The organism is Streptomyces sp. cg35 (assembly GCF_050410835.1).
Taxonomy (GTDB): domain Bacteria; phylum Actinomycetota; class Actinomycetes; order Streptomycetales; family Streptomycetaceae; genus Streptomyces.
This window is the reverse complement of sequence record NZ_CP191268.1, coordinates 8,650,011-8,668,454: the sequence shown is the minus strand read 5'-3', so window position 1 is coordinate 8,668,454 and position 18,444 is coordinate 8,650,011. Positions and strand designations below refer to the sequence as shown.

Annotated in this window: 20 protein-coding genes; 5 read left to right on the top strand and 15 right to left on the bottom strand. The window is 69.8% G+C overall.

Annotated elements, in window-relative coordinates; genetic code table 11:
- Positions 1-68: 68 nt before the first annotated feature.
- A complete protein-coding gene (locus ACQUQD_RS39955; RefSeq protein WP_428957138.1) occupies positions 69-527 on the bottom strand; it encodes a hypothetical protein in 459 nt (152 codons plus the stop codon).
- 324 nt (positions 528-851) lie between these two features.
- Between ACQUQD_RS39955 and ACQUQD_RS39950 the strand changes: the two genes are divergently transcribed.
- A complete protein-coding gene (locus ACQUQD_RS39950; RefSeq protein WP_428957137.1) occupies positions 852-1,427 on the top strand; it encodes a TetR/AcrR family transcriptional regulator in 576 nt (191 codons plus the stop codon).
- A 16-nt stretch (positions 1,428-1,443) separates the two neighbouring features.
- On the opposite strand, the gene ACQUQD_RS39945 is transcribed toward ACQUQD_RS39950, so the two are convergent.
- The 3 genes from ACQUQD_RS39945 to ACQUQD_RS39935 all read right to left on the bottom strand — a co-directional run bounded on the left by ACQUQD_RS39945 (position 1,444) and on the right by ACQUQD_RS39935 (position 4,997).
- Positions 1,444-3,732: an ATP-binding protein gene (locus ACQUQD_RS39945; protein WP_428957136.1), complete on the bottom strand. Its 2,289-nt coding sequence runs from the start codon at positions 3,730-3,732 to the stop codon at positions 1,444-1,446.
- A gap of 265 nt (positions 3,733-3,997) precedes the next feature.
- Positions 3,998-4,192, bottom strand: coding sequence for a hypothetical protein (locus ACQUQD_RS39940; protein WP_428957135.1), 195 nt, complete (start codon positions 4,190-4,192; stop codon positions 3,998-4,000).
- A 172-nt stretch (positions 4,193-4,364) separates the two neighbouring features.
- On the bottom strand, positions 4,365-4,997 hold the full coding sequence (locus tag ACQUQD_RS39935; protein ID WP_428957134.1) for a TetR/AcrR family transcriptional regulator: 633 nt from the start codon (positions 4,995-4,997) through the stop codon (positions 4,365-4,367).
- Between the two features lie 134 nt (positions 4,998-5,131).
- On the opposite strand from ACQUQD_RS39935, the gene ACQUQD_RS39930 reads away from it, so the two are divergent.
- Entirely contained in the window at positions 5,132-5,824 is a 693-nt protein-coding gene (locus tag ACQUQD_RS39930) for a 2-phosphosulfolactate phosphatase (RefSeq protein WP_428957772.1), read from the top strand.
- A 134-nt stretch (positions 5,825-5,958) separates the two neighbouring features.
- On the opposite strand, the gene ACQUQD_RS39925 is transcribed toward ACQUQD_RS39930, so the two are convergent.
- Entirely contained in the window at positions 5,959-6,822 is an 864-nt protein-coding gene (locus ACQUQD_RS39925) for a helix-turn-helix domain-containing protein (RefSeq protein ID WP_428957133.1), read from the bottom strand.
- Between the two features lie 212 nt (positions 6,823-7,034).
- Here ACQUQD_RS39925 and ACQUQD_RS39920 point away from each other — a divergent pair, with 212 nt between their 5' ends.
- On the top strand, positions 7,035-7,952 hold the full coding sequence (locus tag ACQUQD_RS39920; protein WP_428957132.1) for a TIGR03619 family F420-dependent LLM class oxidoreductase: 918 nt from the start codon (positions 7,035-7,037) through the stop codon (positions 7,950-7,952).
- Between the two features lie 24 nt (positions 7,953-7,976).
- Here ACQUQD_RS39920 and ACQUQD_RS39915 read toward each other — a convergent pair whose 3' ends face one another.
- Together ACQUQD_RS39915 and ACQUQD_RS39910 are read right to left on the bottom strand one after the other, a co-directional pair.
- Entirely contained in the window at positions 7,977-8,606 is a 630-nt protein-coding gene (locus ACQUQD_RS39915; RefSeq protein ID WP_428957131.1) for an HAD-IA family hydrolase, read from the bottom strand.
- A gap of 184 nt (positions 8,607-8,790) precedes the next feature.
- Positions 8,791-9,645 carry an alpha/beta fold hydrolase gene (locus tag ACQUQD_RS39910; RefSeq protein ID WP_428957130.1) on the bottom strand — a complete coding sequence of 285 codons (855 nt, stop codon included), beginning with the start codon at positions 9,643-9,645 and terminating at the stop codon, positions 8,791-8,793.
- Positions 9,646-10,017: 372 nt separating this feature from the next.
- Here ACQUQD_RS39910 and ACQUQD_RS39905 point away from each other — a divergent pair, with 372 nt between their 5' ends.
- Entirely contained in the window at positions 10,018-10,509 is a 492-nt protein-coding gene (locus tag ACQUQD_RS39905; protein ID WP_428957771.1) for a TetR/AcrR family transcriptional regulator, read from the top strand.
- 42 nt (positions 10,510-10,551) lie between these two features.
- On the opposite strand, the gene ACQUQD_RS39900 is transcribed toward ACQUQD_RS39905, so the two are convergent.
- From ACQUQD_RS39900 to ACQUQD_RS39875, 6 genes are all read right to left on the bottom strand, one after another.
- Positions 10,552-10,911: a hypothetical protein gene (locus ACQUQD_RS39900; RefSeq protein WP_428957129.1), complete on the bottom strand. Its 360-nt coding sequence runs from the start codon at positions 10,909-10,911 to the stop codon at positions 10,552-10,554.
- A 177-nt stretch (positions 10,912-11,088) separates the two neighbouring features.
- A complete protein-coding gene (locus ACQUQD_RS39895; protein ID WP_428957128.1) occupies positions 11,089-11,313 on the bottom strand; it encodes a hypothetical protein in 225 nt (74 codons plus the stop codon).
- Positions 11,303-12,052, bottom strand: coding sequence for an RNA polymerase sigma factor (locus ACQUQD_RS39890; RefSeq protein WP_428957127.1), 750 nt, complete (start codon positions 12,050-12,052; stop codon positions 11,303-11,305). Before ACQUQD_RS39890 ends, ACQUQD_RS39895 begins: the two co-directional genes overlap by 11 nt.
- Positions 12,053-12,207: 155 nt before the next feature.
- On the bottom strand, positions 12,208-13,080 hold the full coding sequence (locus ACQUQD_RS39885; protein ID WP_428957126.1) for a Bax inhibitor-1/YccA family protein: 873 nt from the start codon (positions 13,078-13,080) through the stop codon (positions 12,208-12,210).
- A 281-nt stretch (positions 13,081-13,361) separates the two neighbouring features.
- Positions 13,362-14,402 carry an alpha/beta fold hydrolase gene (locus tag ACQUQD_RS39880; RefSeq protein WP_428957125.1) on the bottom strand — a complete coding sequence of 347 codons (1,041 nt, stop codon included), beginning with the start codon at positions 14,400-14,402 and terminating at the stop codon, positions 13,362-13,364.
- 154 nt (positions 14,403-14,556) lie between these two features.
- Positions 14,557-14,985 (bottom strand): hypothetical protein, encoded by a 429-nt coding sequence (locus tag ACQUQD_RS39875; protein WP_428957124.1) that lies wholly within the window; start codon positions 14,983-14,985, stop codon positions 14,557-14,559.
- Positions 14,986-15,208: 223 nt separating this feature from the next.
- Here ACQUQD_RS39875 and ACQUQD_RS39870 point away from each other — a divergent pair, with 223 nt between their 5' ends.
- Positions 15,209-15,634, top strand: coding sequence for an organic hydroperoxide resistance protein (locus ACQUQD_RS39870; RefSeq protein ID WP_428957123.1), 426 nt, complete (start codon positions 15,209-15,211; stop codon positions 15,632-15,634).
- A gap of 114 nt (positions 15,635-15,748) precedes the next feature.
- On the opposite strand, the gene ACQUQD_RS39865 is transcribed toward ACQUQD_RS39870, so the two are convergent.
- Both ACQUQD_RS39865 and ACQUQD_RS39860 read right to left on the bottom strand, forming a co-directional pair.
- Positions 15,749-16,057: a WhiB family transcriptional regulator gene (locus ACQUQD_RS39865; RefSeq protein WP_428957122.1), complete on the bottom strand. Its 309-nt coding sequence runs from the start codon at positions 16,055-16,057 to the stop codon at positions 15,749-15,751.
- A gap of 992 nt (positions 16,058-17,049) precedes the next feature.
- Complete coding sequence (locus ACQUQD_RS39860) at positions 17,050-18,261, bottom strand: exo-alpha-sialidase (protein ID WP_428957121.1); 1,212 nt, start codon at positions 18,259-18,261, stop codon at positions 17,050-17,052.
- Between the last annotated feature and the right edge of the window lie 183 nt (positions 18,262-18,444).

Sequence of the window (18,444 nt, the reverse complement as noted above, 5' to 3'; positions counted from 1 at the left end):
GACGAGTCAGCTTCTGGGCGACAGAAATGACAGGCGTACGACTCCGAGAAGCGGTGAAACTTTAACATTCAGGTATGCGTCGGCGGCGCCGGAACACCGGCCACGGAGGGACTCGGGCCGGGTGCGCCGTCGCGTCCGGCCGCCGCATACAGGGCGCGGACACTGAGGTCGCTCCCGTGCTCGAGGCGGCGGAACACCCAGTCGATCGGGTCGCATTCAATGGCTCCGGGCAGTTCCACGACGAGCGGGAACTCCCGGTGCGGGGCCGGGGCGTGACGCCAAGTGCCGGATGCGTGGCGGACCAGGATCTCGCCGACGTAGCAGCCGAAGGCGACGAGCGATTCGGCCATCTCGCCGGACGTGGCGCCATCGCTGCGGAAACCGTCGACGATGTCCTCCACCAGCGCGATGCTGTCGGGGCCGTAGTCCAACTCGATGCCGCTGATGTCGGACGCGGCCGCGACGACGGCAGCCGCGAGCCGGGGCGCACTGCCGGGCTCCAGCGGGTACTTCAAATGCAGCTGCATGTTCACCCTCGGACGGTTGCCGTCAGTGTTTGTCGAGGCTAGCCGCAGAATCCCGGCTGGACATGGCTCCCAACATAAGCATTTGGTCACTACTGCGCCACCCCCCTCCGGCACAATCACCGCACGGGCAGGTGATGTCGGGTGTCACACGGTCACTTCACGGGATGAATTAGGGAGAGAAGGAATACCTGTCGTCCTGCCCGACCCCCAATTGACATGTGGCTGACGTCCTTGGCCCGGGTTCTTGCAGTCGGTCGACTCATGCCGCCCGCCTGGACGACTGGCACAGTCGTGGGCACACCCCGCCCCGAAAAGGACATCACCATGGCACGCCCTCGCGGATTCGACACGGACCTCGCAGTGGAGCGAGCCATGCGTCTCTTCAGCAAGCAGGGGTACAGCGCCACGCCGTTGCCGCAGTTGACGGCCCGGCTGAACATCGGAAGCGGCAGCCTGTACGCGGCGTTCGGTTCCAAGGAGGGCCTTTACGCCCGCGCTCTCAAACGCTACTGCGAGGGCCTCGTCGACGACCTCGCGAAACGGCTGGACTCCGTCTCGGACATCCGGGCATCGCTGCGCAGCTCACTGATCGCGATGGCCGCGGCCGACGTCACCGACCCCGAGCGGGGCTGCCTGCTCGTCAGCGCGGCGACCGAGCGCGCCGCCCATCCCGCGACGGTCGAGCAGGTGCGGTCGACCATGGCCGCCGTGGAATCCGTGCTCGTCGACGCGTTGGAGCGCGCCCGGGCGCGCGGCGAACTCGGCGCGGGACACAGGCCGGTGGAACTGGCCCGCTTTCTGACCACGTTCATTCAGGGCCTGCACGTCATGGGAAACGCATGGGCGGACCGCGATTTCCTGGAGTCCGCGGTGTCCGGAGCACTGCGGGCCCTGGACTGAGCGGAGGGGACGTGCCTCATGAAGGCTCGTGCGCGCCCCCGCGGGCCGGACCGGCCTTCTCCCCCTTGTCCAGCGGAAGTTCCTCGGCCTTGGCCCACATCTGCTCGGCGCGTGCGCTGCGCAGGGTGGTCAACAGCTCGGCGGCTCGCGTCCAGTTGGCCCGCGCCTGTGCGCTGTGCCCCAGTTCGCGCTGGGCGGACGCGAGATGGTCCAGGACCCCGACCTGGCTGTAGGGGTCGAGCAGGTCCGCGAAGATGCCCAGTGACTTCTCGTAGCTGGCGACCGCCGCGTCCAGATCGCCCAGCCCCTGCTGGGAGCAGCCGATCGCGTCCAGGGCCCCGGCCTCGAAACGGCGGTCCCCGGTCTCCCGCAGCAGCGGAAGCGCCTCCTCACACGTGTCGATGGCTTCCCGGTACTCACCGAGCTGGGCCAGGATCCAGCCGATATTGCTCAGGGTGCTCGCCACCCCTTCGCGCTGACCGGTCTCCCGGTAGAGCTCCAGCGCCCTGCGCGGGTGCTGCAGGGCCTCGGCGAAGCGTCCCTGGCGGCAGCGGAAGAACCCGATCTCGCACTCGATACGGGCGCGTGACGCCGGTGGAATCAGGTGCAGTTCGCCGAGCATCACGCCGATCGACGCGTCGGCCTCGTCCGCGTGTCCCGTCTCCAGCAGCGCGCGGCTCAGGTTCGAGCGGCTGCGCACGGTGGCGACCGGGTCGTCGAGTGCCAGGGCGGCGGCGAGTCCGACGCGTGCGGCAGGGATCTCCTCGGCCCAGCGTCCCATGACCTCGTTGTAGCCGATCCACTCCCGTGTGCAGGTGCCGCGCAGGGCGAGCAACCGCGGGTCCGCCAGGGACTGCACCGCGGGTCCGACGGTCGACTCCTCCTGACGGAACCAGTCCAGGGCCTCGTCACGGTTGTCCATCGCGACGCAGACCACGCCGTCGAGCAGCGGGAGGACCGGCACGGGCTCCAGTTTCGACACGTGCTGGTTGGCCGTGTGGGCGTTGTGGCGAAGGTAGTCCAGCAGGCGGGCCTGGGCGCCGAGCCGGTCGTCGCCTTCCTGGTCGGCCAGTTCGCCGCCGTAGGCCCGCACCAGGTCGTGCAGGACGAAGCGGCCGTCGGCGTCACGGGAGAGCAGGCTGGCCGCGGTCAGCTCCCGCAGGTGTCGCCGGGCCGCCGTCATCCCCGTACCCGCCAGCGACGCGGCGGCCTCGGCGGACACGGCCGGCCCCGGGTGCGCGGACAGGTGGCGGAAGAACCGGGCCGTGGCCGGCGTGAGCGACCGGTAGGACCAGGAGAAGACGGCGCGGACGTCCACGCGTCGGTCGTCGGTGGAGAGGGCGTCCAGGCGCGGCTCGGCCTCCCGCAGTTCGCGCACCGCATGGCTCAGCGGTACCCGCGGCGTGGCGCTGAGCTGTGCGCCGACCACGGCGATCGCGAGCGGCAGGAATCCGCACAGGTCCACCAGTTCGGCTGCGGCCTCGGGTTCGGCGGCGCAGCGCTCCTGGCCGATCCTGGCCGCCAGCGCCGCGAGCGCCTCCTGCGGTGGCCACACGCCGAGGGTGATCACGGAGGCGCCTTCGGCCGCGACCAGTCCGGAGAGCTGATTGCGCGAAGTGACGATGGTCAGGCATCCGTCGGCGGCGGGCAGCAGGGGCCTGACCTGCTCCGAGTCACGAGCGTTGTCCAGCACGACGATCAGCCGACGGGTGGCGGTCCGCTCCCTGAACAGGGCACCGCGGGCGTGGGTGCCGGCCGGTATGTCGCTGCTCGGCACGCCGAACGCGCGCAGGAATCCGCCGAGCGCCTCGCCGGGATCCAGGGGCTGCTCCGACGCCTCGAATCCGCGCAGGTTCACGTACAGCTGACCGTCCGGGAAACGGTCCGCGACCTGGTGCGCCCAGTGCAGCGCGAGCGTCGTCTTGCCGATCCCGGCCATGCCGCCGATCGCGGAGATGACGACATGTCCGCCCCGCGGCGTGACCTGGTCGGTGATGCCGTGCACCGTCGACAGCGCGTCTTCGCGGCCCCGGAACACCATGAGATCGGGCGGCAGTTGACGCGGTACCGCGGCCTGCGTCGTACGCCGCGTGGCCGCCTGTACCAGTCGACGCCGGTCGTCCTCGTCCACGTCGAGCGCGTCCATCACCTCGCTCAGCGTCGACTGGCGCGGCAGGCTGTGGCCGCGCTCCATGTCGCTGAGGGCCCGGACGCTGACCCCGGAGGCCTCGGCGAGGCCTTCCAGCGTCAGCAGCGCGCGCTGGCGTGCCTCACGCAACAGACGCCCGAACGTACTCTTGTCCATCCCCACCCCGCCGAGCCACGTGTCGGCGTGTGTGCCGAGGGCCGTTCCCATGCTTCGGAAGGGGGTAAACCTAGCAGTTCTGGATTGAACATTCGTCTGAGCGTCTCACATGTCGAGCGCCGCTCCACGCCTTCTGGAGCGCCGTCGCCCCTGTCACCAGGGAGCAGGCACAGAACACACATGTGGGGCGTCGCAGGCACTCAGGCGTGCGCGGGGCCACACGATCCGGGCTGCGGCGCCCCCATGCCCCGACTCTTCGATTCGGCTACAGCCCCAGGTCGAGGGCCAGGCACGAGTAGTACTTCCACTGCCCCTCGGGGTTGTACGAAGCGTTCGCCTTGGCCTCCGCCTCGGTGTCCACGCCCTGGGTCATGTCCTCGACGCGGATACGCTCGGGGAGCTTGCCGAACCGCGCGTGCCGCGCCGCCGCGGCGGCATCCATGGTGGCTTCCTTGTTCATGACCATCCTCCACATCGTGGATCGCGTCCTGCTTGTCGCCTGGACTGGCATCAGTCTCCCTCCCCGCCCGTAACCAGTCAAGACGGTGACGAAAGAGGGTGGCTTTCCTAGCCGTCGATCCATGGAGCCTGCACATGGAACACAAGCGGAAGGGCGAGGGAGCCACGTCGTCTCACATGCCCGAGGCGCTCGCACCCGGCCTGAGGAGCGACAGCGTCGTGTCGAGCGCGGCTTCCAAGTGCGTGAGGGCCCCGGTGGCCAGGAGGATGGTGACGCCTCCCTCCACGGCGGCGACCAGCGCGGCGGCCACAGTGTCCGCGTCGAGTTCCGCGTCGATCCGGCCGCCGTCCTGCATGCGCCGCACGCCCGCCCGGAGCGCGGCCTGCCACTGGGCGAGCAGCTGCCCGGTCACGGCCTGCGAGGCGGGCGTCGTACGGCCGAGTTCGAACATCAGCGCCCCGAGAGGGCAGTTGACGCCCTGCCGTTCGTAGCGCCGGACGACCGCGTCCCGCCAGTCCTGCCACGCCTCCCAGGTGTCCAGCAGGGCGAGGTTGCCGAGGTGCGGCTGCTGGTCGTCCAGCACCCGTTCCGCTTCGAGTTCGGCGACGGCCAGGAGCAGTTCCTCCTTTCCGCCGGGGAAGTAGTGGAAGATCTGCCCCTTGCTGGTCGCGGTGTGGGCGCGGATGTCGTCGAGGGTGGTCGCCGATGCCCCTCGCTCCCGGATCTCGACAGCGGCCCCCTCGACGATGCGCCGCCGCGTGGCGGCTCCTTTGACGGTGAGGCGTGGTGCACCAGTACCGCCCATCACACCGGCCCTTTCCATTCGCTGTCGTCACTCATGGCAGTGCTGCCTCGCCGCCTGGACTGCGTGGTCCATTCATCATGCGACCCTCATAAATGGACCTGCAAATCCAAACGTTCACGCGTCAGAATGGCGCGATGGATCATCACTTCGTCGGCATCCCGGAGTTGACCGGCGTCCCCCGTGTCGCAGTCGTCGTCGACGTCATGCGCGCCTTCACTGTGGCCGCCTGGGCCTTCTCGCGTGGCGTCGAGAGGATCGTTCTCGCCTCCACGGAGAGCGAAGCACTTGCCTTGAAGGACAGCCACTCGGGTTGGCTGGCGCTGAAGGACGGGGCTCCGGCGCCGGGCTTCGACGCGGTGAACTCGCCCGGCCTGCTCAGGTCACGCGATGTCGCCGGCCGCACGCTGGTGCAGAAGACGACAGCAGGAACGGTGGGCGCGCTGGCCGTCGCGAACGCGCCGCTGGTCCTGTGCGCGAGCTTCGTGGTGGCCGGCCCGACCGCACGCTTCCTGCAGCGCAGGAACCCCGGTCCGGTGACGTTCGTCGTCACCGGCGAGGAAGGCCGGGCCGACGAAGACCTGGCGTGCGCCGAATACATCGGCCGTTGCATGGCCGAAGGCGATGTCGAGGCCGGCCCGTACCTTCACCGTGCGAGGACTTCTCGCGCCGCGGCGGACCTCGCCCGGGGACTGCGGAGCGGGTTCCACCCGGACGATGTCGATCTCTGCTTGGAAATCGACAGGTTCCCCTTCGCGATGACGGCTCGCCAGGAAGAGTCGCTGACAGTTCTGCGTCCCGTGGCGGTGCCTGCCCTACCGAGCTCCTGAGCCCGTCGAGGACCTCGCCGCGGTGGACCACGGGCGACCGGGCGCGCCATCGTGCTGAGGCGACACCGCTCCCCCGGTTCCAGGTGCGCGTCACGCGCGGCGCCGCCCGCACCTGGAGTTCACGCAGTGCGGTCCTACTGCCGTCCGGTGGCCGGTTGCCCGGCCTCCCAGGAGGCGAGGATGCGCAACGCGTCGTGCGACGGGCCGCCCGGTTCGGCGGTGAGGACCATCAGGCGCTGTCCGGATCCGTCGGGGCAGGCCCAGGTGTCGCAGTCGAGGGTGAGGTCTCCGACCAGCCGGTGCCGGTAGTGCTTGGTTCCGTAGCTGGAGGTGACCACGCGGTGCTCGGCCCACCAGGTGCGGAAGTCGGCGTCCTGGACGGACAACTCACCGACGAGCCGAGCCAGTTCAGGATCGTCGGGCTCGGCCGCCGCCTCCATGCGCAGCGCGGCGACGGCGTCACGGGCGTCGCTCGCCCACTCCCGGTACATGGCGCGGATGACGGGGTCGGTGAAGAGCAGGTGCACGTAGTTGCGCCGGCCTGCCGGGATCGTCGAGAAGTCCGTGTACAGCGCCGCGGCCGCCGGGTTCCAGGCCAGGACGTCCAGGCGCCTGCCGAGGACGAGCGCGGGGGTCTCCGTGAGCTGGTCGAGCAGGCGGAGCATGGCGGGCCGCGGACGCTCCGCGGGCCTGCGGCGACGGGGCCGGGCGTCGGCGCGGCCGGCGATGTCGTACAGGTATTTCTGCTGGTCCTCGTCGAGACGCAGGGCGCGGGCCAGAGTGGCGAGTACCGACGCGGAGGCCCGGACCCGTCCCTGTTCCAGCCGCGTGTAGTAGTCGACGCTGATCGCCGCGAGCAGGGCGACCTCCTCACGGCGCAGTCCCGCCACCTTGCGCGGGGTGTCCGAGTCGGGCAGGCCGCACTCGCTCGGCGTCAGCTGCGCTCGGCGCGCTTTGAGGAAGGCCCCGAGTTCACGGGGCTCGGGTACCGGGTTCATGTCCGCCATTGTCGCGCACACCCGGGCCGATGTGAGGGGGCAGAATTCTTCCCGGTCGGGGCTCGGCCGCCGCCGGGACCGCTCCGTTCCGGCCACTCGGCCACTCGGCCACTCGGCCTGGAGACACGTATCCGCGGGCCGTTCGTATAGTGCGCCCCACGACTTGTCCGCACCGCGGCCCATCGTGTCCGCGCGCACACCGAGGAAGTGTCATGCGACTTGGTCTTGCCCTTCCGACTTTCGGCACCGACGCCCATCCCGACGGCGTCATCGAGGTCAGCCGTACCGCCGAGGAACTCGGGTACGACTCGCTGTGGACCGGCGACCGCGTGCTCGCGCCCCGCTCGCCGAGCGCGCCGTACCCGAGCGGCGACGGCGTCATGCCGCGCGCCTACGAGAACCACCTGGACCCTCTGACGAGTCTTGCCTTCGCCGCGGCTCACACCAGCCGTGTCCGGCTGGGCACGAGCACGCTCAACGGCTTGTGGCTTCCGCCGCTGATGCTGGCCCGGGCGCTGACGTCCCTGGACCTGCTCGCCCGCGGACGGCTCGATGTCGGGCTCGGTCTCGGCTGGATGCCCGACGAGTACGAGGCAGTGGGCGTGCCCTGGCAGGGCCGGGGCGCACGGCTCGACGAGACCCTCGACGTTCTGGACGCGTACTGGGCCGGTGGCGAATTCGCCCATGCGGGGCCGCTGTTCACCGTGCCGCGGACCGTCGTCGGGCTGAAGCCCTCGCAGCGGCCCCGGCCTCCCGTCCTGCTCGCCGCGTTCACCCCGGCAGGCCTGCGCCGTATCGCCCGCCGCGCCGACGGCTGGCTGCCGGTGGCCATGCCGCTGGAGAACCTCATGCAGCTGTGGTCGTCCCTCCTCGAGGAGGCCAGGAAGGCCGGCCGTGACCCCGCCGAGCTGCGGATGGCGCTGCGGGTGAACCCTCATCTGACCGAGGCGCCGACCGATCCGCAGCAGCTGCCCCGGTCGGGCACGCTCACGCAGTACGTCGACTATGCGCGGCGGGCCGCGGAGGCGGGTGTGCACGAACTCTTCGTCGACCTCGGGCAGTCACCTGCCACGCTCCAGGAACGCCTCGACATGGCCGGGCGGTTCATCGAGGGGGTACGGGCCGGCTGACCTCGGATGCCCTGGACGGACCGGTCAGTTGTCCGCCGTCAGGGAGACGCCGAGCACGGTCTCCAGTTCGGCGACGGTCCGGCGGGGTTCCTTCGCGTGCACGGTGATCAGGCCGAGCTGCGCGGCGGGCGCCAGGTGCTGCTCGGTGTCGTCGACGAACACGCACTGGTCCGCGGGGAGTTCGAGCATGCCGAGGACGAGCTCGAAGATCTGCGGCTGCGGCTTGCGCAGACCGTGGTCCTCGGAGATCACGACGGCGTCGAACCGGCGCTCCAGCTCGTATCCGGCGTAGAGGTCCCAGGGCCGGGTGCCGACCGAGTTCGAGAGGATGGCGACCTTCACACCGGCCCGACGGGCGGCGGCGGCCGCGGAGAGCACCGAGGGCTCCGGGCGCAGGTCGGCGAAGATTCGTCCCATCAGGTTGACGGCGGAGACACCGAGTCGCTCGGCGGCATCGGTGTTCCACTGCGTCTGCGTGATCGCGCCCCGCTCCAGATCCGCGGTCCGCCGGATCATCTCCTCGTCCAGGTAGAGCGCGTTGAGCAGGGTGCCCTCGGGCAGGCCCTCGCGCTTCTCGAAGGCGAGCGCGGCGGGGACGAGCGGCGTGGTCAGCACTCCGCCGAAGTCGAGAATGAGGCCTTTAAGGGTGGTCATGGCGCCACTCTAGAGCGCGTTCCCCGGGGGTGACGGACCGAGGTCATGTGCGCAAAGCCAAAGACATGTGTGCGTCGGGGCGTCGCGAGGTGTGCGCGGCCGGAGGCGACGGCGTGTCCGTGATCTGCTCACGGATGCCCGAAGGCCCCTCGGGCCGGTCCGAGGGGCCTTCGGGCATCAGGGCTCAGCGGGTGCTGCGGGCGGCCTTCTCGATGGTGTCGGTGACGAGGCGGGGGTGGGAGACGGCGACGGAGTGCGAGGCGGCGACCTCGGTGACGTGAGCGTGTGCGCGCTCGGCCATGAACCGCTGGACGGAGGCCGGGATGTTGAGATCCTGGGTGGTCACGATGTCCCAGCTCGGGAGGGTCTGCCAGGCGGCGTCCGTGGCCTTCTCCTCCAGCGCGGCCTGGGCGATGGGACGTTGAGTGACGGCGGCCAGGTCGGCGGTGTTGCGCGGCACGTCGGCGGCGAACTGGTGGCGGAACTTGTCCTGCTGGATATAGAGGTCGCTTCCCTGGGTGCCGTCGGGGTTGGTGACGGGGGCGGGGTCGAGGGCGTCCGGGAGCGTGGAACCGGGGTACTTGTTGGTCAGTTCCAGGGCGGTCTCTCCAGGGGCGGGCAGGAACGCGGCCACGTAGACCAGTGCCTTGACGTCGGTTCGCCTGGCGGCGGCCTCACTGATCACTGAACCTCCGTAGGAGTGACCGACGAGGATCTTGGGGCCCTTGATGTGATCCAGGACGCCGCTCAGGGCGACTGCGTCGCTGTGGGGGCCGCGCAGGGGGTTCGCCGCGGCGACGACGGGATAGCCGTCGGCACGCAGCCGCTCGATCACGCCGTTCCAACTGGAGGAGTCGGCGAACGCGCCGTGCTCCAGCACGACGGTCGGCTTGGCCTTGCGCTGCCCCGTGGTCGCGGCCGCATCGTCGGCGTTGGCGGTGCTCGTCAGCGCGATGGCCCCGAAGGCGGCTCCCGCCGCGACAGCGGCCCCGATTCCGGTGACGACCCGACGCTTGCCCGCACGCTTGATGTTGAACACGAGATCCCTCTCCATATGTACGCAATCGACGCCCTGAGCCGCCCGCCGACGGGGCTCCTCGCTGGGCAACTTCTCCAGGTGGTCACTAACATGCCGACTCTCATCGTCACCTGTCAAGTAGGTGACGACACGGCGCCGACCACTCCTCCGCCCGACAGATCGAACACCTCACACCTTGGCCCGCACCTCCACTCCCCCACATCAGTCACATGACGGTGAGACAGGAGCCCATACACACATGCGGCGCCTGATGTTCCAACAGCCTCAACGCCGAGGCACTAGTGCGCTCAAAAGTCACGGACGCACTACAGTGGACGCGTGAGAGCCGACGCAGCACGCAATCTGGAAGCCGTCCTGAAGACAGGGGCGCGCATGCTCGCCGACGACCCGTCGGCGAGCATCGGCGCCATCGCCACGGAGGCCGGCGTCGACCGCCGGACCGTCTACCGGCGCTTCGCCTCGCGCGAGGCACTGCTGGCCGCCATCTACGCGTCCCGGCTGGACGCCGTCGAGGCCGCCATCGAAGCCGCCCGGCTGCGCGAGGCACCGATCGCGGTGGCCCTGCACCGGTACGTGGAAGGGATCATCGAGGTCAATCGCACCTGGCCCGTGGAGCTGACGCGCATGCGGGCCGAGGAGACCATCCATGAGCGTCGCAACCAGCTGATCCAAGAGGTCGAGGTCTTCCTGGAGCGCGCCACGGACGAGGGGCTGCTCCGGGCCGACCTGCCCAAGGGCTGGGCAGGCATCCTGCTGCCGCAGCTGCTGCACCTCGCCTCGCAGCAGCTGCCGGACAGCAGCGCCGCGCAAGCCGCCGACCTGGTGGTGGACACCCTGTTGCACGGCGTCGGACGGCCCGCGTGAGCCGATCACGCAGGCCGCCTTCGCGGTGAATCGTCGCAGGGATCAGTCGACCGAGTGGACCCGGTAACTGACGGCGGCGTAAGGGAAGTTGCCCTGCCCGAGCGTTCCCGTGCGGTAGAAGAGATCGCCCTCCTGGCCGGGGGCGCCGGGTCGGCAGTCCGCGTTGAAGAAGACATCGACGTCTTTGTCCGAGACGGCGAAGAAGGACCGGGCCGGGGCGGACAGCTCCCGGCACACTCCGTCCTGACCGAGGTCGGCCGCGACGGCGGTGCCGGTCCGGTTGCTCCCCGTGTAGAAGGTGACACCGCCGGGGGCGGCCGCATGAGCCTGGGCGGTACCCACGGCACCCAGGGCCGCCACCGCCGCCGCGATGGCGGCGATTCTCACGTGCCGGTACGTCATGTGTCTCACCTCTGGGCTCGGGTACGACATGTGTGTCGCTCTGAGAAGAGAGCGAAGCAGTGGTACTGCCCGAGCCACTGTGCTTCACGTTTCAACGGGAAGGAAGCAACAAATCGGCCATGGCCCGGCGTCGAGGATCCGTCACACGTGGCGCCCCACGGCAACCCATGACATACCTCACGCGGCGACACCCTCATCCCCGGAGCGGGGGCGTGGCGTGTGACACAGGGTCAGACGTTTCACCCGGCCCTGATCGAGCGTCATGATCCAGGCGACACCGGGCGGGCAGTGGTCGGGGGCGTCGGGCGGGTTGATGAGGTCCATCTCCCACACGACGAGGGAGCGCCCCGCGATCACATGGACGGGGCGCTGGCGGACCCCGGCGGACAGATCACTGTCCATACCGGCGAGCAGGAGGGCCGTTCCGCCGAGCACCTCGTTCCCGGCGCGAAGTGACACGTCCCGTGCGTAGCGGTCCACGACCACTTTCGCGAACTCCCCGCTCCGCGGCGGCCAGGGTCTCCCGCGCCTCCGCCCAGGACGCCCGGGTGGGTCCGCGGGCCTCCTCGTGTGCGGCCTCGGCGGTGGCCTCCAGCGTCCGGGCGAGCTGCGCCCGCGCCTGGCTGAGCCGACTGCGGACCGTGCCCACCGGAATCCCGCAGGCCCGGGCGATCTGCTGGTTCGACGTCAGGCGCAGGGAGAAGTAGCGCAGGACGACGGGCAGTTGCAGCGCCGGGGACAAGGCCTCCACGGCGTTCCAGATCCAGTCCCGCATGGCGTGCCGGTCGAGCACCTGCTCGGGTGTGGCCGACCGGGGCGGCGCCGGCACCTCCGCGACCGGCTCGATCCGCCTCGCGTCGCGCAGCACCGCCCGGCCGGCGTTGCGTACCACCATGCGCAGCCACGGGCCCACGACCGCCGGATTCCGCACGTCTCCGATGCGGCGCAGCGCCACCAGCGCCGCCTCCTGCAGCACGTCGTCCACGTCGGGGCCGGGCCCCAGCACGCTCAGTGCGACCGCCCGCATTCCCGGCCGGTGGCGCTCCAGCAACTGCGCGAGGGCGGCGACCTCGCCTCGCTGAGCCGCGAGGGTCAGCGCTTCGTCCTCGGCGCCTTCGGCATCCGTTGCCACGGTGCTCATGGCCTGCCCTTCCGCTTGGCCGCTCCGGCACAGCGTCCGGGGCATGTCCGATACGTGTCGCCGGGCGCGTCGTGTCATGTGTGTCCGCCCGAGGCGCGGGCGATCGGCGCCCACGCGGACTGCCCGCGCCCGGGGAAGGGGCGGGCAGCTGGTTGTCAGTCGTCGCCCCGCAGAATCGACAGGAGCCGGAGCGCTTCGAGGTAGATCCACACGAGGGTGGTGGTGAGGCCGAAGGCCGCGAACCAGGAGTCTTCCCGCGGGGCGCCGAAGGCGATGCCGTCCTCGACCTGCTTGAAGTCCAGAGCCAGGAAGCACGCGCCGAGCACGATGCCGACGACGCCGAACAGTACGCCGGTGACACCGGTGTCGAAGCCGAGGCCGTTGCCGGCGCCGAAGGCGGAGAACAGGAGGTCGGCCACCATCAGCAGCAGGAAGCCGACGGCTGCTCCGAGCACGAATCCGTAGAAGCGTCGGGTGACGCGTATCCAGCGCCGCTTGTAGGCGATCAGCACACCGGCGAACACGGCCATCGTGCCGAGGACCGCCTGAATGACGACACCCGGTGCGATGTAGGTCGAGGTGGCGCTGGAGATGACTCCGAGGAAGACACCTTCGAAGGCCGCGTAGCCCAGGATCAGGGCCGGGGAGGGCGAGCGCCGAAAGGCCTGGGCCATGGACAGGGCGAACGCGACGAGGGCGGCGACGGTGCCGATAGCGAAGGCGCGTCCGACGCGCCCGTCGTCGACGGGCAGCAGGACCCACGAGAGCGCGGCCGTCAGCACGACCGTGCCGAGGGTGGCCGCGGTACGGACCACGACGTCGTCGATCGTCATCGTCGCGCCCCCGCCCTGCGCGTCGGCCGCGAACGGTTCGGCGGACGGCCGGGCGTACGGGTTGGTCAGTGGTCCGCCGGACGGATCGGCGCCGACGGCGGCGCCCGCCGGCTGGGGCTGCCGGGCCGCGGACGCGGCCGAGCCGTTGCCGCGTCGGAAACCTCGCCGGGTGAAGATCGGATTGCTGCTGCGCATGGCGCTGCCTCCCTGGCCGTGATCCCGCACGGCCCGCGTGGCTCGTGTCATGGATCGTCGAGTGAGCGGAACAGGTCCGGTCTCCCATCCTGTCCGCGTAACCACTTTGACAGGTGACGCATGCGCGAGCAAGCCCCACCCTCACCCGACCGGTAACAAATATGTCTCGCACACTCACGCGGTGCGCGGCAGGAACGTGGAAGGGGTGCAACGCACCGAGGCCGCCACGGCATGATGCCGTGGCGGCCCGAACTCGACACCGACGCAAGGACAGTCGGGGATCAGCTCAGATGGCCGACCTCCAGGATCGCGGAGATGAACGCCTCGGGTCGCTCCTGCGGAAGGTTGTGGCCCGCGCCCGGGACCACGTGGTGCGCCCAAGGCCCGGAGTAGTGCGGCGCGTAGCCGCTGCCGTCCGTCCACGGCGTGACGCCGTCGGCCTTGCCGTCCAGCGTGACCGTGGGAGCGGCGATCTTCGGCTGGGCGAGCAGCCGTCGCTCCAGTTCCGCGTAACGCGGCGCACCGGACGCGGCGCCCAGCCGGTGGCGATAGCTGTGGATCACGACATCGACGTGGTCGGGGTTGGCCCACAGCTGCGCGGCCTGCGCGAACTCCGCTTCGGTGAAATGCCATGCGGGCGAGTTGCGCTGCCACACGACGCGGGCCAGGGCTTCCTTGTTCCGTGCCAGCCCCTTCCGCCCCCGCTCGGTGAGGAAGTAGAAGAAGTACCAGTAGCCCGACTCGACGGAGGGTGCCAACGGTTCGTCGGCGACCGCGAGGTCCTGGATGAGGTAGCCGTTCACGGACACCAGACCCGAGCAGCGATCCGGCCACAGCGCCGCGGCCACGTTGGCGGCGCGCCCGCCCCAGTCGTACCCCGCATACAGCGCCCGCCCGATGTGCAGCGCGTCCATGAAGGCGATCAAGTCCGCGCCGAGGGCGGCCTGTTCACCGGATCGAAAGGTGTCGTCACGGAGGAAGGAGGTCTCCCCGTGTCCTCGTAGGTAGGGGATGTAGCACCGGTAGCCGCGCGCGGCGAGCGCCGGTGCCACCTCCGCGTACGAACCGACCGGACTGAAGGGCCAGCCATGCAGGAGGATCACCGGCACCCCGTTCGCCGGCCCGACGTCGTGGTAGGCGATGTCCAGGACGTCGGTACGCACACGGCGCACGGACCCCAGCCCCCGCCCCGACCGCGACACGCCCCCGCTCGGCGCGGTCGTCGGGGTCGCCCCCTGGGCCTGGGCCTGCTCCACGACGGAGAGACCGACCGCACCCGCCGCCATCGCCATGGCCTGCGTCACCCTACGTCTGCTGATCACAGCGTTCCTCTCGCCTCACGCGAAGACGTACGCGAGCACACCTCACACGTACGCCACTTTCTTGACAGGTGATGAAGATCGAGCACTTGCACGCACGCTTCAGGGGGCTGCGCCGGGTAACGGTCGACCGGCGCAAGACCACCGCGACGCCGGGCTATATGGCCTTGAGTGGGCCGGAGAAGGACTTACGGAGGGAGGAGGGACCGACGAGCGGAAGAAGCGAAGCGAGCACCTTGCCCTTGAAATCGGTGGGCGTCCGCGTGAGTTCGACGTCGATGCGCGAGCCCTCGCCTTCGGGACTCATCCGGAAGACCCAGCCGCCGCCCGCCCCGAAGAGCTTGGAGTCGTGGGTGGTGACGGTGACCTCGTCGGCCACGGCATCCCACTCGTAACGCGCCCGCTCCCAGGCGGCACTGGTCCCTTCGGTGACCTCGGCCCAGGTGTCCCCGAGCTCGTGCACGGTGAAGTGATCGGCATCGATGCTCGGCCAGCTCTCGGCGCGACCGGGACCGAAGTCGGTCAGCACCTCCATCGCCTCCGCGGGGCTGAGCGACGAGATGAGGTGAAAGCGAACGACTGCCATGGGATTCCTCGCAGAGAAGTGACCGGCTTGGATGGTGACGACTTTGACACAAGCTGGATAACCAGTCAAGACGGTTACCCGACAAGCCGGCCACATCACTACACACGTAACCTGTTTGACAGGTGACGCACGGAGGTGTCATCGTGATGCCACCTTCTGAACGGGTGACAGCAATGGGCTCCCCGGCGGCAGGTGGCGTTACCTACGAGATGGAGCCAACCCAATGGCAGTCAGCTACACGGGCGTTGTGCAGGTGAACGGCGAAGGCCGCAACGGTGGTCGCGTCGAGTCCTCGGACGGCCTGCTCGAGACCTCGCTGTCCATACCGAAGGAGCTGGGAGGCAGCGGAACGGCCACCAACCCGGAGCAGCTGTTCGCGGCCGGCTGGGGCGCCTGCTTCCTGGGCGCGGTGCGCCGGGCCGCGGCACAGCGCAAGGTGAGGCTGACCAGCACCGCCATCACGGTCGAGATGACCCTCAACCACGGTGAAGACGGCGAGTTCGGCCTCGCCGCCGTGCTCAACCTGGAACTGGGCGGCGTCGACCGGACGACCGCCGAGACGCTGGGCGCCGCCGCACACCGGCTCTGCCCGTACTCCAAGGCCACTCGCGGCAACATCCCGGTGACCATCAACGCCCAGGCCGTCTGACGGACGACGGAGGCTCACACCAGACCGCCACGTCCCCCACACCAGCGGGTCCCGCGTCCTCCCCCTGACGCGGGACCCGCTTCCGTCGTCCTCGTCGTCCTCGACCCTGTTCGGTCAGGAGGCCGCGGCGTCCCGTGCCGACTGACGGCCGTGCTCGGCTCGCGCCGTCTCCAGAAGCCGACGCCACGAGGTGACCGTCGGGCGCCGACGCAGCAGCGCGCGGCGCTCGCGTTCGGTCATGCCACCCCAGACCCCGTACTCGACCCGCTGGTCCAGCGCATGGGCCAGGCACTCGGTCCGCACCAGACAGCCGGCACAGATTCGCGTGGCACGGGTCTGCGCGGCACCCTCGACGAACAGCTGCTCCGGGTCTGCCGTCCTGCACGCCGCTTCTTCCCACCAGGTGTCCCGGCTGTCAGCCACAGTCCCGCCCCTTGATCATCTCTGGTCTCTCCTTGCAGTTGCCGGGTGACAGTACGCCACCGACCCCAGGTCAAGCAGCCCATCACCATTGGTTCAACAGGGAGTTACATGATCAGCCGGGTACTGTCGCCCGGCCGTCGGGCGGCGAACTCCCTTCGGAGGCGCCATCAGAGCGGTGGCGGCCCACCGAACCCGGGCTCGGGCTGCGGAGGCTGCGGTGGGCCCTGTGGGGGCTCGATCGGGGGCAAGGTCGGACGAGGAGGCTGGCCCGGCCTGTAGACCTGGCCCCACAACTTGCAGAGATGGTCCGTGCGGACCACCCGGACGGCCTCGGCGGCCTCTGCGATGAAGGGTTCGAGCAAGAGCGCCGGGACCGGGCAGAGCTCGCCGAGGACGTAACTCATCATCTTGTCGGTGAAGGACCCGGGGTCCACGCCCGCGGCGCGCAGGTCGCACCGGACGATCCCCACTTCGCCGTCAGGAGGAACCGGAAGCCCGGGCGCATCAGAGCATGCGACCGAACACTGGATCCGTGCGGCGCTCTGGGCCTCCCACGAGTCCTTGGGAAGACGAGGCGCTCTGATCCTCATCATCTCCCACGAGCCGGAACGGATGTGAGCAGCCAACCTGAAAGCAGACAAGGCAAGTTGCTGCGGGTCCTGATTCCGGGGCGGTTCGCCCCAGCCGGTCACTTGCCGAAAGGCCGTGTACAGCTCCTCCACTCGCCGTGGATCAGCACGCACGGTGCGACTCGCCCTGATGACGCCCCGAAGGCTCTGGTCCAATTCGCTCGCAGTGAACTCGTCCATCGTCATCCCCCTGACGCCGCAGTCGATGGTGCAACCCGCCGTAGCGTGATCGCCAGAGTGCCGCCCACATGCTCCGGACCCAGGAGTTGTGGGCACCACCTTCCGATGCTCCCGCAACGCGGAAGCACCGCGGCCCGCCAAAGCCGGACGGGGCAGGGCCGCGGCGCTTCGGAACGGTCGCGGTTACGGGGAGGGAACCGCGCCCGTGGCGTAGTACGGCTTGCAGACCGTGCCGTCGTAGTCCGTGGCGATCTCCAGCAGGCTCCGGCCGTCCGTCGAAGGCAGCAGCGCCGAGCTGTAGTTGGGGCAGTAGTCGACGGTGGTCGAGGACACCGCGACGGGTGCGGCGATCTCCCGCCAGGCGCCCGCTCCGCCCGCGTCGTTGACCCAGACGGTACGGCCGCTGCCCGTCGCGACGGAGTCGTCCGCGTTGTGCATGACCTGGCCCACCAGGTAGAGGCGGCCCGTGGCGGAGCCGTTCAGTGGCGCCCAGGCCACGGTGGGGGCGTGCTTGAAGTACTTGCCGTCAGCGGTCTCCGGCCGGTATCCCAAGTGGGCGGGGTCGCCCCAGTCCCAGCCGTCCGGCGAGGTGCGGTAGTGCACGACGCACACGTACTGCCCGGCCGCCGCGCAGATCTCGTACGTCATGAAGTACGTCCCGTTGGCCAGACGCCGTACGACGGCCATGCCCGGACGGTCCGACGCCAGGTTGCTCGCGATGGTGGCGTGGTGGCCGGACCAGCCGACACCGTCCGTGGACCGGGCGGCCATCAGCTTCTGGCTGTGCGCGGGATCGGTCTCGTCGGAGTAGTGCGCGACGAGTTCACCCGCGGAGTCGACGGAGAACTCCGGTTCCCACAGACCCTTGTCGTTGTTCGCGGTCGCCACGGTGGACAGGTAGCTCCAGCTGCGGCCGATGTCCGTGCTCTTGAAGACACGCAGGGCCATGCGGCGGTTCGGCTCGTCCTGGCCGACCGAGGCCGCCCACAGCAGGGTGCCCGCCGGCAGGGCACCGATCTGGCGCGGGAGCTCGAACAGGGTTGAGCAGCACAGCCCTTGGCCGCCGGCGGCCTCCGGGTCCGTGACCGTGCCGACCTGACGGAAGGTGCTGCCACCGTCCGTGCTCTCGTGGATCGCGCCCAGGCCGTTGTTCCCGGAGAAGGAGACGACCGAGGCCAGGACCCGGCCGTTGGCCGACCCGTTGTGTTCGAGGCGTACGACACGTGGATACAGGCCGGTGTCGTCACGCAGCGGAGTACCGGTCGCCGCGTGCGCGGTGCCGGACTGCACGCCGCCCAGCAGGGAGACAAGGAGCCCGAGGACCACCACGGTGAACAGGGCCGCCCTGCCCAGGGGAACCGGTCGCGATCGGTGCATGGGGAACTGCGGGTGCATCAAGCCTCCTCAGGAGCCCACGCGCCACCTGAGGGCACGCCGTCCCGGGCGGATGGTGCGAGGAGGACCGTATGAGGCTGTGGTGGGGGACGACGGCCATCGGTGGGTGGGGGCGCGGGGGATCAGTGGTGCGGATGGGGAAGACGAACCGATTTACATCGTTGTACTCAAGGGGTGAAAGGG